This window comes from Sphingomonas sp. (assembly GCF_035714405.1).
Taxonomy (GTDB): domain Bacteria; phylum Pseudomonadota; class Alphaproteobacteria; order Sphingomonadales; family Sphingomonadaceae; genus Sphingomonas.
Genome location: NZ_DASTMA010000018.1, coordinates 587002 through 601634 on the forward strand (window position 1 = coordinate 587002; position 14633 = coordinate 601634).

Genomic DNA, 14633 nt, shown 5'->3' on the forward strand with positions numbered 1-14633 from the left:
GAGCTTCAACTCAAGTGAGTCCGCGGGCGACGACCTCCAGCCGGTGCAGCATGGAAACGAACTGCCGCACCTCCGCAGGATCGAACTGAGCCAGGATGCGCTGCTCCAGCTCCAGCGCCTTCGGCGCCACCTGCGCGTAGAGATCCTGCCCGGCGGGGGTCAGCGTCAGCCGGTGCGAGCGTCGGTCGTCATGGGCGCCGCGCGTCAACAGCCCGCGCCCGACCAGCGCGACCGCGGTGCGGCTCACTGTCACCTTGTCCATGCGCGTGCGGACCCCAACTGCCGCCTGGTTCATCCCGCTCTCCTCCGCCACCACGGCGATGACGCGCCATTCCGGGATGGTGAGGCCGAACAGCGCCTCGTACGTTTGAGCAATGGCATCGCTGACGAGGTTGGACGTGACCGACAGACGATACGGGACGAAGTCGTCGAGCACGAGGCGGGTCATGACCGGGAAGTTGACGCGCAATCCGGTCACGCGCAAGGTGGTATCAACTGATACGATTGGAATGGGTGCGATGGAGCATATGGACGTCAACCCGATGGGGCTGAACGGCTTTGAGTTCGCCGAGTTCACCTCGCCCGAACCGGACAAGCTGGCGGGGCTGTTCGAGCAGATGGGCTTCGTCGCCGCCGCAACTCACCCAAGCCGGGCGATCACGCGCTACAAGCAGGGCCGGATTAACCTTCTGCTCAATCGTGAGGACAGCGGCCACGCCGCCGACTTCCGCGCCGCGCATGGCCCGTCCGCGAGCGCGATGGCGTTTCGGGTGCAGGACGCGCAGGCGGCGTATGACGCAGCGATCGAGCGCGGCGCGAAGCCCGGTACGGACGGCGCGCTGGACGCGCCGGTCTTGGAGGGGATCGGCGGCTCGCTGCTCTACCTGGTCGACCGGCACGGCGATGCCTTCTACGCCGATTGGGAAGCGGTGCCCGGCGCGGCCGAGGCGGAGCAGCAGAACGGCGTCGGCCTCGACCTGCTCGATCACTTGACCCACAATGTGCGTCGCGGGCAGATGCGCACCTGGTCGGCGTTTTATGCGCAGATCTTCGGCTTCGAGGAGCAGAAGTATTTCGACATCAAGGGCAAGGCGACCGGCCTGTTCAGCCAAGCGATGATCGCCCCCGACAAGGCGATTCGGATCCCCTTGAACGAGAGCCAGGACGACAAGAGTCAGATTGAGGAGTTCATCCGTGACTATAACGGCGAGGGCATCCAGCACCTCGCCTTCACCACGGACGACATCTTCGCGACGGTGGAGAAGCTGCGCGAACGTGGCGTCCGCCTGCAGGACACGATCGAGACCTATTACGAGCTCGTCGACAAGCGCGTGCCTGGCCATGGCGAGGATCTGGAACGGCTCCGCAAGAACCGCATCCTGATCGACGGCGATGTCGGCGACGAGGGCCTCCTCCTCCAGATTTTTACCGAGACGATGGTGGGGCCGATCTTCTTCGAGATCATCCAACGCAAGGGCAACGAGGGCTTCGGCAACGGCAACTTCCAGGCATTGTACGAGAGCATCGAGCTCGATCAGATCAGGCGCGGTGTCATCACGGTCGACGCCTAGTCGCTCGTCACCCCGGCCTTGAGCCGGGGTCCCGCTGCCTTGACCCGCACAAGAAGAAGCGGGATTCCGGCTCAAAGCCGGATGACGGAAGGACTTTCGATGGCTCGACCAGCCTACCTCACCGGCTTTGCCAATCATCACGCTACCGAAGCCGTTCCCGGCGCGCTGCCGGTGGGGCGCAACTCGCCGCAGCGAACGCCGTTCGGCCTCTATGCCGAGCAGCTCAGCGGCACCGCCTTCACCGCGCCGCGTGCCGAGAACCGCCGCTCGTGGCTCTACCGTCTGCGCCCGACCGCGCAGCACGCGGCCTTTCAGCCCTATGCCGGTGCCCGCCATCTCCGCTCCGCGCCGTTTACGGAAGTACCTCCCTCGCCCAACCGGATGCGCTGGGACCCGCTGCCGCTGCCGACCGAGCCGACCGATTGGGTCGACGGCCTCGTCACCTATGGCGGCAATGGCGACGCGGAGGCTCAGGTAGGCGTCGGCATCCATCTGTACGCCGCCAATCGAGACATGACGCGCGCCTTCTTCTCGGCCGATGGCGAGTTGTTGATCGTGCCCGAACAAGGCAGGCTGCTGATCGACACGGAGATGGGCCGCATCGAGGTGCCGCCACTCCACGTTGCGTTGATCCCGCGCGGGGTCCGCTTTCGCGTCGCCCTGCCGGACGGCGCATCGCGCGGGTATGTCTGCGAGAATTACGGGGCGCTGTTCCGGCTGCCGGACCTCGGTCCCATCGGCGCGAACGGGCTGGCCAACCCGCGCGACTTCGAAACCCCCGCCGCCTGGTTCGAGGATCGCGACGAGGCGTGCGAAGTCGTGCAGAAGTTCGGCGGCGGGCTGTGGACGACCATGCTCGACCATTCGCCCTTCGACGTCGTCGCGTGGCACGGCAACCTCGCGCCCTGCCGCTACGATCTGCAACGCTTCAACACGATCAACAGCGTCAGCTTCGACCATCCCGACCCATCGATCTTCACCGTCCTGACCGCACCGTCTGAGACTGCCGGCACGGCCAATTGCGACTTCGTTATCTTCCCGCCGCGGTGGATGGTGGCGGAGGACACGTTCCGCCCGCCCTGGTTCCACCGCAATGTGATGAGCGAGTTCATGGGGCTGATCCAAGGGCAGTACGATGCCAAGGAAGGCGGCTTCGCGCCGGGTGGCGCGTCGCTGCACAACCGGATGAACGGTCACGGTCCCGATCAGGCGTCTTACGAAAAGGCGGTGGCGGCTGAGTTGCACCCCCACCGGATCGAAGACACGATGGCGTTCATGTTCGAGACTCGGCTGCCCGTTCGCCCGACCCGCTGGGCAGTCGAGAGCCCGACCATGCAGCTTGACTATGACGATGTGTGGAGCGGTTTCGCGAAGGCGCGGCTGCCATGATCCTGCATGGTTACTGGCGATCGGGGACCAGCTATCGCACCCGCATCGCACTGAACCTGAAGGGGCTCGCCTATGAGCAGGTCGCCGTCGATCTGCGTGCGGGCGATCAGCGCGGGGAGCGGTTCCGCGCGCTCAATCCGCAAGGCATGGTGCCCGCGCTGGAGACTGCCGACGGTGTGTTGACGCAGAGTCCGGCGATCCTCGAGTGGTTGGAGGAACGTTACCCTGACCCGCCGCTGCTACCGCGCGGCGCGAACGACCGCGCCGTGGTCCGTGCAATGGCCGCGACGATCGCGTGCGACATCCACCCGCTCAACAACCTGCGGGTGCTCAAGGCGGTGCGGGCGCTCGACAGCGTGGAAGGCGCCGACAACCGCTGGGCCGGGCGGTGGATCGGGGACGGCTTCGCGGCGCTGGAGGTACAGATCGCGCGCCATGGTCGCGGCTTTGCGTTCGGCGACACGCCGACCTTCGCGGACTGCCATCTGGTGCCGCAGGTCTATTCGGCCGAACGGTTCGAGGTGGATCTGTCGCCCTACTCTCGCCTGACGGCCGCGGCCGAGCACGCCCGTGCCCACCCCGCCATCGCCGCCGCCCACCCGGATCGTCAGCCCGACGCCGACCGGTGACCGAGCGGGTGTATGCGACGCCCGCGGGCGTGACCCTGGGCCGTCTGGACGCGGTCGCCGATGGCGCGGCGCGCAACTTCGTGCTCCAGCTGCGCGCCGGCCGCTTTCATGGCTTCGTCGTCCGCCGTGGCGATGCGGTGCACGGCTATGTCGATCGCTGCCCACATGCCGGCGTGCCGCTGGCCCGGGTGCTCGACGACTATCTGACCCCCGATGGCGACTTCATCGCCTGTTCCTGGCACGGCGCACTGTTCCGGATCGAGGACGGCCTGTGTGTCGGCGGCCCGAGCGTGGGGCAGCGGCTGAGCGCGTGGCCGGTCGGTGTACAGGGCTCGGAGATCGTCACGCTTTGATCAAGCGGACCCCGGCGTACCGGGCTGCCGTTTGACCTCGGGCCCTCCGCGCGACGCTTTCCACGCCAGCGCGCCAAGCAGGATCACGGCTCCGCCCAGCACGGTCCAGAGCACCGTCCGCAGCCGCGCGGGTCCGTTCTCGTCAGCCGCGCTGAGCACCAGTGCCGTGGTAAGGCCGCCGCCTTCCACCCTCGCCGACGCCGCTGCGGCGGTTACTCCCAAGGTTCCTAGGTCGGTGAACACGTCTCTTGCACCGGCGCGGCCTGCCGCCATCGTGAACGGACCGATGCCGGATGCCGCAAACGCGATCGCCTGAGGCGCGAAGCCGATTTCCAGAGCGGGTGGCGCCGAGAAGCCGGAGCCGCGATCATCGGCTTCGATCCGGATGATGCGTCGGGTAGTCGCGCCGGTCGCAAAAGGCGTGCGGTCTGCCGCGGCGATGCCCTTGGCCAAGACAATCCAGGGCTGCTCAGCCTGGTCTCGGCCAAGGATCCGAACGGGTGTGGGTCCATCGCCACTCGCCGGTATCACCTTCAGCGAGGCTAGCGGGGCGGCGGGAGCAAGGAAGTCGAGCGTGTGACCCTCCTTCAGTGTCGGTGCGCGGGCGGGCACGGTGACCGCGCCATGGCTCGCGCCGGAGACGAGGATCGCGCCCTTGATGGTGACCGGTGCGATCAGCGGCGACGTCGCTCGCCAGGTGACGCGCAGGTAGTCGCCATCGAGCCCGGCTGAACCCAGGCCGATCCGCGCGTCGGCAAGGCGGGCTGCGGAACTCCGGTACAACACCCGCTCGCCGAGTGGTCGCCAGCTGTCGAGGTCGCGGCTCGCCTCGATGGTGAGGTGTACGGGCTGGCCGATCGGGAGTTCAGCGTCGAGGTCCAGTTGCTCCGCAGGGCCGACGACCGCGCGTGCATCGAGAAGCACACCGAGCATCGTCGTACCACCAGGTGTGGCTGGCCCGCTCTCGACCTCGGCTATGCGCGCTTGTCCGCGCTCGTCCAGTCGCACTGACACGCGTGCGCCCATGCGCGTTTGGGGAGAGCCGAGGAGCGGCAACGCCGACAGTTGATGCTGGCTTTCCCGCGCGACGGGCGAATGTCGGGCGATGGGTACGAGCCGGTTCCGCGCGTCGAACACGCGGATGTCCGTGCCGTCCCGATTACGCAGCGCGGCGAGGACGGCGGCCGGAAGCTCAAGCCGTTGGACGCCAGCGCCCGGCGCCGGCACGACGCGGAACCGGATCGCATAGCCGCTCGGCTCCCTATCCGACGCCGCCGGGTCGGCCGACGCGAGCAGCATCGCGCTCAGACCGACGGCGTAGACCCTGGTTCTCATCATCCCTCCTTCGCCGCCCGCCGCGGGGGCAACGGGGCCAGATAGCCCACGACCAGCATCAGCGCCCCCACTCCTATAAAGGCGACAATGCGCGCGCCGCCGCCCGAGTTTGTCATGTCCACAAGCAGAAGCTTGACCACCGTCAAGCCGAGAAGTCCCGCGCCGACCAGCCATGGCAGCCGCTGTCCCTTGCGGTGCGCCCAGACCATCAGCACCAGCGCGATCAGCGTCCATAGGATGGCGAGACCGGTCTGTACGGCAAAATCGGCGAGCAAGGCGTCCGCGGTCCAGGGTACGCCGAGCCACCGATGCGCAACGCGGAGCCACACGGTGGTAACGGCAACGAACATCAGCAACCCCATGGCTGCTCCGACCGTAGGCCCGCGCAGGGCCGCCGCGCCAACCGGCAAAGGATCGGCAGCGAGCACCGCGCGTCGCCAGATCAGCAGCGCCGCGATCGCGAGCGCCACGCAAAGATCGACCGGATTGAGGAGCGGCAGATACGGCAACGGCGCGGTCTCTCCCGAGGCGATCAGCGCCGTAAGCAGCGCTCCCACAAAGCCGAGCGCCGCGACCGGCGCCGCGGCGATCCAGCCATAGGCGACGGCGTGCCGATCGAGCGGCCAGTGCCGGCCTCCCCGCCGCAGCGCCGGGCCTGCCCAGAGTGTCAGCGCGATCAGCACGGCCGTGACGCTCGCCGAGAACACGACTCCTGCCCATGACGTATTCCACAGCCGCGCGCGGTCCACCGCCAGCCACAGGCAATCCGCCAGCATCGCGGTCGCCAGCCAGACACCTCCGACGTGGATACCGGTCAGCAGCACCCTGACGCCAGGGCTGTCGAAGTCACGATCATTGGCCCGCAACAGCCATAGGTGCACGGCGATTGCCGCCACCCACAGGATCCAATCGGGCGCGAGTGCGAGATGGCTGCCCTGCGCAAGGGCACCGACGAAGAAGGCCCCCAGCACCGACAGGGTCGTAAAGCTCGGCCAGCTGGCAACGGCCCAGTCCGTGCGACGCCCGAGCGTTCGCGCACCCCAAGCACTGAGCACGAAGGCGAGCATCGGCAGCAGCAGCGCCATGGCGGGATCGAAGACCGGCTTGGCCACGTCGTCGTTGGTGAACGGCGGTAGCCTACGCTGCGCCTCCATGATCCACGCCAGCCACCAGAACCCGAAGCCGGCGAGGAACAGCGGGGCGCCGAGCGCGCGCTCGATGCTGATGTAGCGTCGTGCCAGCCACGAACCGGTTTGGGGAGTTGGCTCGCGCAGCCACCATGCCGTCGCCAGCATGGCACCCGCGATCAACATCGCGCCCACGAACGTCGCGTTGGCAATCGGCAGCATCGCGACGTTCCCCTGCGTTTCGGAGAGGAAGATCAAGGCCGCGACGCCAATCAGCAGCAAACCGAACAAGCGCGGAGCCCAGCGTGCCTGCCGCATGCCGACCCAGAACGCACCCGCGCCTTCGAGCGCCCAAGCCGCGGATGTCCATCGCGCGCCGAGTGCCAGCGGCACGGCCAGCGTCACGAAGCCGACGCCGATCGCCAGCATGGCGTCGTGCAGGACGCGGAACCGTTCTGCGTCGCGCCGCGTCACCACTATGGCCACGGCCAAGTAAAGCGCGGCGAACGCCACGGCCGCGAATGCGGCGCCGAACGGCCTGTCGCCGACCAGCGCGACTTCCAGCCCGAAACCGGCCAGGGCTGGGCCGAACAGTAACGTCGTGTCCACCACCGCGCCGATGCGCCCGGGCGTACGTCGCGCGAACAGCACCGCTGCCGCGAGGTAAATCAGCACGGAGGCCGCGACGAACGCCTGCGTCACCCAGAAGTCGGTGGGCCGGTAACCACCCGCCATCCAGAGCGTGGCGACCCCGAACGTCGCGAAGAAGCCGAGCAGGTTGAGCAGCCGCCAGGCTCGCCGCGAGGCGATGTAGAGCACCGCCAGGTTGAGGATCGAGTAATAGGCGAACAAGCCCGCGACCTGCCCGGCGCCATCGCTCAGCAACATCGGCGTGGCGTATCCTCCCGCAAAGGCGGTGAGCGCCAGTGCCTGGCTCGACTGGCTCAGCGCGAGCGCGCAGCCGAGCGCGCAGACGAGGATCATCATCGCGAATGCGGCCAGCACCGGGAAGTCCGATACCAGCTTCACTGCGGCGAACAGGGTCAGGTACACCACCGCCACGCCAGCGCCCTGCAACGACAAGCCGAACATCGGGCGCGCGATCCGGGAACGAAAACCGAAGGCGAGCAGCGCGACACCCGTGAGCGCGACCGCTGCCAGCCTGAGTTCGATCGGGAAGAGGCCGGCCGCCGCGGCATAGCGGATGAGGAACGTCAGGCCCACGAATAGGATTGCCAGACCCAGCCGCACGACGGTGTTGCCGCCCATCAGCCAATCCTTCGCCGCACTGACGAGACGCTGGATGGGACTGGGTTCGGATGATGCTGGCGCGACGTCGCCGGCCTCAGGCGCTGGCGGCATCGCCGGCGCGGCCTGCCTTATGATCCTGGCGACGGCAGGCCGTGGGACGACCGGTGGATCGCTTGGGGGAAGGAATTCAGGGGCCTCGGCGAGCGGCCGCGGCGAGATGCTGGGCACCCCGGCGTGCCATGCCTCGATGGTACGGCTGACCTCGGCACGCACCGCCGTGCGCAGACCGAGGCCGGCGAGCGCGCCGCAGATGCCGCCGAGCAGAACGCCGTAGTCCTCGAAGTCCGACCAGAGCCAACCGATGAAAGCGCCCACCAAGGCGGCCCAGATCACCATGTCGTCCCGCCCCCGAACCTATCGCCGCGCTGTCAACCGACGGCCGGTTGGAGGTTCATGACGCAGCAAACCGCCGCATGCAATCAGGGGCTCACCTGACAAAGGATTGAGGCCAGCGATCTTGCAGCCGTGTGCTCACCCAGGGTTCCGGACCGAGCACCTTCCCAAGGCAAAGCAGACTGCCTCGTTCGGAGACAGTCTGCTTGTATGCTCCGGATGAAGGGAGGGACGTTCTTCTCCCGCGACGGTCTTAGGTCAGCATCGCTGCAACCTTCGGTGAAGCACCGCTCATCTCGACCGGCAGCCCGCTGCCACGCCGGCGTCCGAGCCAGTCGCGCAACATCTCCGCGACGGTGTGGTCCATCGTCGCCACGCGCGTGAGATCGAGGCGCACGGGTGTTGCGGTCGGCGCGCTCTCGATCGCGGCGGTCAGGCGCGGCAGGGTCAGGAAGGTCGCGGCACCATCCAGATGGATCGCCTGGCCTGCCTCGTCGTTGTGCGTGTCGATCTTGAGGCCGAGCCGCTTCAAATGCGGCAGAAGCTCCAATGCTGACAACGCGATGCCGACCAGCACGCCGGTCAACAAGTCGGTCGCGACCACCATCGTCAGGGTCGCCGCCCAGATTGCGACCGGCAGCAGGCCATAGCCGCGGAAAAGTCGACGGACATGGGAGAGGCTCACCAGCCGCCAGCCGGTGATGACCAGGACCGCGGCCAGCGACGCCATCGGGATCGCCTTCAGCACCCACGGTAGCAACGCCACGAAACCCAGGATCCAGACGCCGTGCAGCATCGCGGACGCCCGGGTCACCGCACCTGCCTGCACGTTGGCGGAACTGCGCACGATCACCCCCGTCATCGGCAACGCGCCGGCCACGCCGCACAGCATGTTGCCGACGCCCTGCGCGCGCAGTTCCTTGTTGTAGTCCGTCCGCACGCCATCATGCATCCGGTCGACCGCAGCGGCTGACAACAGCGTCTCCGCCGAGGCGATGAAGGCGAGCGCCAGCGCCCCAAGGACGATCGACGGGTCGAGCCAGGCTCCGAAGAAGCCAGATCCCGGCAGCACCACTGCGCTTGCGATCGATTCCGGCACGTCCACACGGGTCACGTTCAGGCCCAGCGCGACCGCGACCAGCGTGCTCGCCACCACCGCGACCAGGGCGCCGGGCACCAGCTTCAGCGCGGCGGGCCGGAAGCGCTCCCACCCCACCATCGTCAGGATCGTCAGCAGGCCAATCGCAAAGGCGAGTTCCGCCGCCTCGATGCTCGACATGGAGATCCCGAGCAGGCGGCCCGGCATCGCGACCAGGTTCTCGGGCCCGCTCGGCAGCGGACGCGCGTCGAACAGGACGTGGAACTGGCCCACGACGATCAACACGCCGATGCCCGCCAGCATGCCGTGCACCACCGCCGGCGAGATGGCGCGGAACCAGCCCCCGAGCTTGAGCACGCCGGCGGCGAGCTGGACCAGGCCGGCCAGCAGCAGGATGGGGCCCAGCGCGCTAAGCCCCTTGTCGCGCACCAGCTCGAACACGATCACGGCAAGGCCTGCCGCGGGACCGCTGACCTGCAGCGGCGAGCCGGCCAAGGCGCCGACCACGAGACCACCGATGATGCCGGTGATCAGACCCTTTTCCGGCGGCACACCGGACGCGACCGCGATGCCCATGCACAACGGCATCGCGACCAGGAACACGACGACGGACGCGATCGCGTCGCGCGAGAAGGTGGCCGGGATGAACCGGGTCATGCCGCCACCTCGTCCCCTTGAAGGTCAAAGGCCCGGCGTCGGCCGGCGGCGAGGGCGACGGGCATCGGGCTGCCCTCGCGGATCGGCATGAAACGCCCACTCTCGCCGTCCAGAGCAAGCACGCAACCCTGCTGGATGTCGAAGAACCAACCGTGCAGCGCGATCTCGCCGCGCGCGATGCCGGCGGCGACCGAGGGGTGCGTTCGCAGGTGCGAAAGCTGCACCACCACATTCTCCTGCGCCGCGGCCCGGACGGCGTCCGCACCCTCGAGATCGGGATAAGAGGCATCGACCACGCATTGCGCGGCGTGGCTGTGGCGCAGCCAGGCGGCGACGTTTGGCATGCCGGTCAGCATCGAAGGGTTCATCAACGCCTTCATCGCGCCGCAGTCGGAATGACCGCAGACGATGATGTCCCGTACACCCAAGGCGGCGACGGCATATTCGACGGTGGAGGACACGCCACCATTCTGGGTGGCGAAGGCCGGCACGATGTTACCGGCGTTGCGACAGACGAACAGGTCGCCGGGCGCGGCCTGAAGGATATCCTCGGGCACGACGCGGCTGTCTGCGCAAGAAATCATCAAGGCTTTGGGTGACTGGCCGTGCTGCGCAAGCTGCGCGTACAGCGCGCTCTGGTCCGGGAAGACACGCGACTGGAAATCGAAAACACGTCCGATCAGTTCGTTCACGGGACAAGCTCCTGTTGACGCGGCACGGGCGTGCCGACGGACAGCCAACTAGGAACTCTCTTTTGCTGCAACGCCGCAAAATTGTTATAAAGTGTTGCTGACTCCAACCGGCAGCTCGATCGCGGCCTCGAGGCCACCGCCCGCCCGGTTGGCCAGCGTCAGCCTGCCCCCCTCCAACTCGACCAGCCGGGCGACGATCGACAACCCCAAGCCGAACCCAGCGGTGTCGCGCCCGCGCTCGGGCGTTCCGCGAACGAACGGCTCCAAGACCTTGCCGAGCATCGCCTGCCCGATCCCCGGCCCGTTGTCGGCGACCGCTATGCGGACGCGGCCCGGGCTGCTGGTCAGCGTCACTGACACCTCCGATCCGAAACGCAGCGCATTGTTGACGAGGTTGCCCAAGCACCGCTTCATCGACGATCGCCTGATCCGGAGCGGCAGGTGCTCTGGTCCTTTATATGCGACCTTTCGCCCGTGATCGGCGGCATCGTCCACCAGCGTCGTGCAGATCACTGCCACATCGATAACGGTGGGCGCTTCCGCTTCCTCGCCACCGCCGAGGTAAACGAGCAGCGAATCGATCATGCCCTCCATCTCACCGATATCGGCCTCGATCGCATCGCGGCGGGCGGGATCCGTGATCCCCTCCGCACGTAGCCGTAACCGGGCGAGCGGAGTGCGGAAATCATGACCGACAGCGGCCAACGCATGCGTTCGATCGTCGATCAATGCGTGGATCCGGTCGTGCATGCGATTAAACGCGGCGATGACGCGCGACACCTCGCCGGGCCCGGCTTCGGGCACATGCGCTCCTTCGCCGCTGCCGTCACCGAGGCGGTCGGCGGCAGCAGCGAGATCGCGCAGAGGCATCAGCGCGCGACGCATCAGCAGTCCGCCGACGGCCATCAAGGCCAGCGCCGGAAACAGCGCCAGCAGCACCCGCTCGGTGGCGAGGTTGAGGCCGACCACCGGCTGCAACGTCTGAAAATGCAGCCAAGAGCGGTCCGGAAGGCGTAGCCCGCCGGCGACTCTCGAACGATGCCCCGGCGACACCACATGCAGCCGGAGGTCCGAGCCTCTGAGTGACGGTTCCCAATCGAGGATCTGACGGCGCATACCGTCCATCGACGGCGCCAAGGGAGCGGCGGCGGGGAGGCCCGGTCTCCAAACCAAGGCATAGCGATCCGTCGACAGTTCGGCAGCGGCCGCAGGGCGGCTCACGGACGGCTGTTCCGCGACGAGCCGCCGACTGATCGTCAGATGTTCGGCCAGCCGTCGCGCTTCGTCGTCGCGCACGGAGAACTGGCTTGCCCGTTCGTAGAGGAGGGTGCTGACCCCGAACTCGACCAGCACCGTCATCAGCAGGATCGCGACCAGTTGACCGACCAGCCCGAAACCGGGATGCAGCCCCTTCAAGATCGCTGCACCGGCGCCTTCAGCATATAGCCCACGCCCCGCACCGTGACGACCGGTGCCGGGTGGCCAGCACTGCTCAGCTTCCGCCGCAGCCGACTGATCAGCACGTCAACGCTGCGGTCGGAGCTGTCGCCTAGCCGCGTCCGCGACAGCTCGATCAGACGCTCGCGAGCGATCACCCGACCGTGATGGTCAACCAAGGCGACGAGAAGGTCGAATTCGGCGCCGGTCAGCTCCACATAAGCACCGTCCGGAGACGTGAGCTCCCGACGCGGCAGGTTAAGCGTCCAGCCGTCAAAGGTGACGACGCCCCGTTCGCGCGGACCTTCCTGTCGCTCAAGTGGGGGCCGGCGCAACACCGCCCGAACCCGCGCTACCAGTTCCCGCGTCCCGAACGGCTTGGGCAGGTAATCGTCGGCCCCCAGCTCCAGCCCAACCACGCGGTCCGTCTCGGTGCCGCGAGCGCTCATGAAGATGATCGGGACATCGCTGCCGCGGCGCAGTGCGCGACATAATGCCAGGCCGTCCGTGCCGGGCAGCATGATGTCGAGCAGCACCAGATCGACCGGGCCCTGTTCCAGCGCCAGCCACATCTCTGGCGCCGCGGACGCCGGACGAACGACGAAGCCGTTCTCCTGCAAGGCGCGGGTCGTGAGCGTGCGGAGAGCAGGATCGTCCTCCACCAACACGACGACGTGCGCGGTCGGTGAGGTGAGTTCTAAATGCTGTAGCTGCTGCACGATGCGCAGCGAGGTAGGTCCGTCGTCAGGAACGGTCAACATAGCGCAAGCGAGGCGTGCTGCAGCGGTGGGGTGCCATCATTTGCCGTCTTGTCCCTCCTGTTCAGGGCCGCTGCCGAGCGCTCTAGCTTTCAGGTTGGCGGTAGCGGTGGGACAGATGGCGATGTCGTACGGCCGGGTCGATCGCCCGACCGGCGTGGACTGGCTGGGGCGGCAGGATTCGAACCTGCGAATGGCGGCACCAAAAGCCGCTGCCTTACCACTTGGCGACGCCCCAACGACCGGCGGCGCTATAGCAGCGCCCGCGTGGGCGGGAACCCCTTTCAGCCCAGCGGGTGGCCCCAGCCATGCGGGTCGTCAGTGCGACCACGCTGGATCGCGGTCAGGCGTTCGAGCAGGCGGGCGGTGACCGGCCCGGTCTGACCGTCGCCGATCTGGAAGCCATAGTCCGGTCCCGCCACGCGCCCGATCGGGGTCACCACCGCCGCGGTGCCGCAGGCGAACGCCTCGACACAGGCGCCGCTTTCCGCGTCCGCGCGCCATTGTTCGATCGCATAGGGCTCCTCGCGCACGGTCATACCCTCGTCACGGGCGAGCCGGACCAGCGAATCCCGGGTGATGCCGGGCAGGATGGTACCGGTCAGCGGCGGCGTCAGCAGCGAGCCGTCGGCGCCGACGAAGAAGATGTTCATGCCGCCCAGTTCCTCGATCCAGCGTCGCTCCGCCGCGTCGAGGAACACCACCTGATCGCAGCCCCGCGCGGTCGCCTCCGCCTGCGCCACCAGGCTGGTCGCATAGTTGCCGCCGCATTTCGCAGCACCGGTGCCGCCCGGGGCTGCACGCGTATAGCTGTGCGACACCCAGAGCGAGATCGGCCGGGTGCCGCCCTTCCAGTAAGACCCGGCGGCGGACGCGATCACCATGTACAGGTACTCGCTCGCGGGCTTGACGCCCAGGAACGTCTCGCTCGCGATCATGAATGGCCGCAGGTACAAGGCGCCCTCCGGACCATCCGGCATCCAGTCCAGGTCGGCCGCGACCAGCGCCTCCAGCGAGGCCATGAACAGGTCTTCAGGCAGCTCCGGCATCGCCATCCGGCGGGCGGAATCGCGGAACCGGCGCGCATTCGCCTCGGGCCTGAACATCGCGAAGCCGCCATCGTGCAGGCGATAAGCCTTCAGCCCCTCGAAGATTTCCTGCGCGTAGTGAAGCACCGCGCAGGCCGGATCGACCGTCAGCGGCGCGCGGGCGACCACCCGCGCGTCGTGCCATCCCTGCGCCGTCGAATAGTTCACCACCGCCATGTGATCGGTGAAGACCCGGCCGAAACCAGGGTCCGCGATCAGCACCGCCCGCTCGTCAGCTGCGATCGGACCTGGATGCGCGTCGAGGCGGAATAGCGGCGGGGCGGGCGCGAGCATCGGCGGCGGACCTTGGCAGAAGAAGGGTTGCCGCCGACTAGGACCGGTCGCTAGACGGGTCAACGTGGCTGCCACGGCTCCTTCCGCGTCCCCCTTGTTCCTCCGGGAGCCCGAGTTGCGGCGCGGCATGGAGATGCTGTATTTCGCTTATGGGCATCTGACCCGATCGAGCGATGCCGACCTTGCCGCGCACGGGCTGGGACGCGCGCATCACCGCGCGCTGTATTTCATCGCGCGCAAGCCCGACTTGACCGTCAGCGAACTGCTGGCGCTGCTGGCGATCACCAAGCAGTCGCTGGGTCGAGTCCTGACCGAATTGACGGACCGCTCGCTGGTCGAGACCCGCGCGGGCGAACGCGACCGCCGCCAGCGGCTGCTGCGGTTGACGGCCGCCGGCGCGAAGCTGGAAAGCGAGTTGTTCGAAACAGCGAGGCAGCGCGTCGCCGCCGCCTATGCGCGGGCGGGGCAACAGGCCGTCAGTGGCTATTGGGCAGTGCTGGAAGGGATGATCCCCGAAGCGGAGCGCGCGCATCTGGAGGCGCTGGGGCGTTAGCGGCGGG

The 14633-nt window shown here is 67.8% G+C and carries 13 protein-coding genes and 1 tRNA gene; 5 read left to right on the forward strand and 9 right to left on the reverse strand.

The features are described from left to right. Positions 1 to 10: 10 nt before the first annotated feature. A complete protein-coding gene (locus VFQ64_RS09700) occupies positions 11 to 448 on the reverse strand; it encodes a MarR family winged helix-turn-helix transcriptional regulator (protein WP_325103082.1) in 438 nt (145 codons plus the stop codon). Positions 449 to 518: 70 nt separating this feature from the next. Here VFQ64_RS09700 and hppD point away from each other — a divergent pair, with 70 nt between their 5' ends. From hppD to VFQ64_RS09720, 4 genes are all read left to right on the forward strand, one after another. Next, complete coding sequence (hppD, locus tag VFQ64_RS09705) at positions 519 to 1571, forward strand: 4-hydroxyphenylpyruvate dioxygenase (RefSeq protein WP_325103436.1); 1053 nt, start codon at positions 519 to 521, stop codon at positions 1569 to 1571. Positions 1572 to 1670: 99 nt separating this feature from the next. Next, complete coding sequence (gene hmgA / locus VFQ64_RS09710; RefSeq protein WP_325103083.1) at positions 1671 to 2960, forward strand: homogentisate 1,2-dioxygenase; 1290 nt, start codon at positions 1671 to 1673, stop codon at positions 2958 to 2960. Then, complete coding sequence (maiA, locus tag VFQ64_RS09715; protein WP_325103084.1) at positions 2957 to 3589, forward strand: maleylacetoacetate isomerase; 633 nt, start codon at positions 2957 to 2959, stop codon at positions 3587 to 3589. The genes hmgA and maiA overlap by 4 nt, the downstream gene beginning before the upstream one ends. Next, entirely contained in the window at positions 3586 to 3942 is a 357-nt protein-coding gene (locus VFQ64_RS09720; protein ID WP_325103085.1) for a Rieske (2Fe-2S) protein, read from the forward strand. Before maiA ends, VFQ64_RS09720 begins: the two co-directional genes overlap by 4 nt. Here the strand turns inward: VFQ64_RS09720 and VFQ64_RS09725 are convergent, their stop codons facing one another. The 8 genes from VFQ64_RS09725 to VFQ64_RS09760 form a co-directional block, all read right to left on the reverse strand. Beyond that, entirely contained in the window at positions 3943 to 5241 is a 1299-nt protein-coding gene (locus tag VFQ64_RS09725; RefSeq protein ID WP_325103086.1) for a DUF3999 family protein, read from the reverse strand. It lies immediately after the preceding gene. Between the two features lie 35 nt (positions 5242 to 5276). Continuing rightward, a complete protein-coding gene (locus VFQ64_RS09730; RefSeq protein ID WP_325103087.1) occupies positions 5277 to 8051 on the reverse strand; it encodes a DUF2339 domain-containing protein in 2775 nt (924 codons plus the stop codon). A 250-nt stretch (positions 8052 to 8301) separates the two neighbouring features. Beyond that, positions 8302 to 9804, reverse strand: a complete 1503-nt coding sequence (locus VFQ64_RS09735) for a SulP family inorganic anion transporter (protein WP_325103088.1) — start codon at positions 9802 to 9804, stop codon at positions 8302 to 8304. Further along, a complete protein-coding gene (locus VFQ64_RS09740; RefSeq protein WP_325103089.1) occupies positions 9801 to 10496 on the reverse strand; it encodes a carbonic anhydrase in 696 nt (231 codons plus the stop codon). Before VFQ64_RS09740 ends, VFQ64_RS09735 begins: the two co-directional genes overlap by 4 nt. An 84-nt stretch (positions 10497 to 10580) precedes the next feature. Then, on the reverse strand, positions 10581 to 11912 hold the full coding sequence (locus VFQ64_RS09745) for an ATP-binding protein (RefSeq protein WP_325103090.1): 1332 nt from the start codon (positions 11910 to 11912) through the stop codon (positions 10581 to 10583). After that, positions 11909 to 12691 (reverse strand): response regulator, encoded by a 783-nt coding sequence (locus tag VFQ64_RS09750; protein WP_414712891.1) that lies wholly within the window; start codon positions 12689 to 12691, stop codon positions 11909 to 11911. Before VFQ64_RS09750 ends, VFQ64_RS09745 begins: the two co-directional genes overlap by 4 nt. 163 nt (positions 12692 to 12854) lie before the next feature. After that, a tRNA-Gln gene (locus tag VFQ64_RS09755) sits at positions 12855 to 12929 on the reverse strand. 46 nt (positions 12930 to 12975) lie between these two features. Beyond that, positions 12976 to 14073: a branched-chain amino acid aminotransferase gene (locus tag VFQ64_RS09760; protein ID WP_325103092.1), complete on the reverse strand. Its 1098-nt coding sequence runs from the start codon at positions 14071 to 14073 to the stop codon at positions 12976 to 12978. Positions 14074 to 14137: 64 nt separating this feature from the next. On the opposite strand from VFQ64_RS09760, the gene VFQ64_RS09765 reads away from it, so the two are divergent. Then, positions 14138 to 14626, forward strand: a complete 489-nt coding sequence (locus VFQ64_RS09765) for a MarR family transcriptional regulator (RefSeq protein WP_414712886.1) — start codon at positions 14138 to 14140, stop codon at positions 14624 to 14626. The last annotated feature ends 7 nt before the right edge of the window (positions 14627 to 14633 follow it).

What these genes read in the sequence shown, in the direction of transcription:
- maiA (WP_325103084.1), top strand. Translation starts at nt 2,957, where the DNA reads ATGATCCTGCATGGTTACTGGCGATCGGGGACCAGCTATCGCACCCGC.
- VFQ64_RS09735 (WP_325103088.1), bottom strand. Translation starts at nt 9,804, where the DNA reads ATGACCCGGTTCATCCCGGCCACCTTCTCGCGCGACGCGATCGCGTCC.
- VFQ64_RS09760 (WP_325103092.1), bottom strand. Translation starts at nt 14,073, where the DNA reads ATGCTCGCGCCCGCCCCGCCGCTATTCCGCCTCGACGCGCATCCAGGT.
- hmgA (WP_325103083.1), top strand. Translation starts at nt 1,671, where the DNA reads ATGGCTCGACCAGCCTACCTCACCGGCTTTGCCAATCATCACGCTACC.
- VFQ64_RS09730 (WP_325103087.1), bottom strand. Translation starts at nt 8,051, where the DNA reads ATGGTGATCTGGGCCGCCTTGGTGGGCGCTTTCATCGGTTGGCTCTGG.
- VFQ64_RS09700 (WP_325103082.1), bottom strand. Translation starts at nt 448, where the DNA reads ATGACCCGCCTCGTGCTCGACGACTTCGTCCCGTATCGTCTGTCGGTC.
- hppD (WP_325103436.1), top strand. Translation starts at nt 519, where the DNA reads ATGGAGCATATGGACGTCAACCCGATGGGGCTGAACGGCTTTGAGTTC.
- VFQ64_RS09725 (WP_325103086.1), bottom strand. Translation starts at nt 5,241, where the DNA reads ATGCTGCTCGCGTCGGCCGACCCGGCGGCGTCGGATAGGGAGCCGAGC.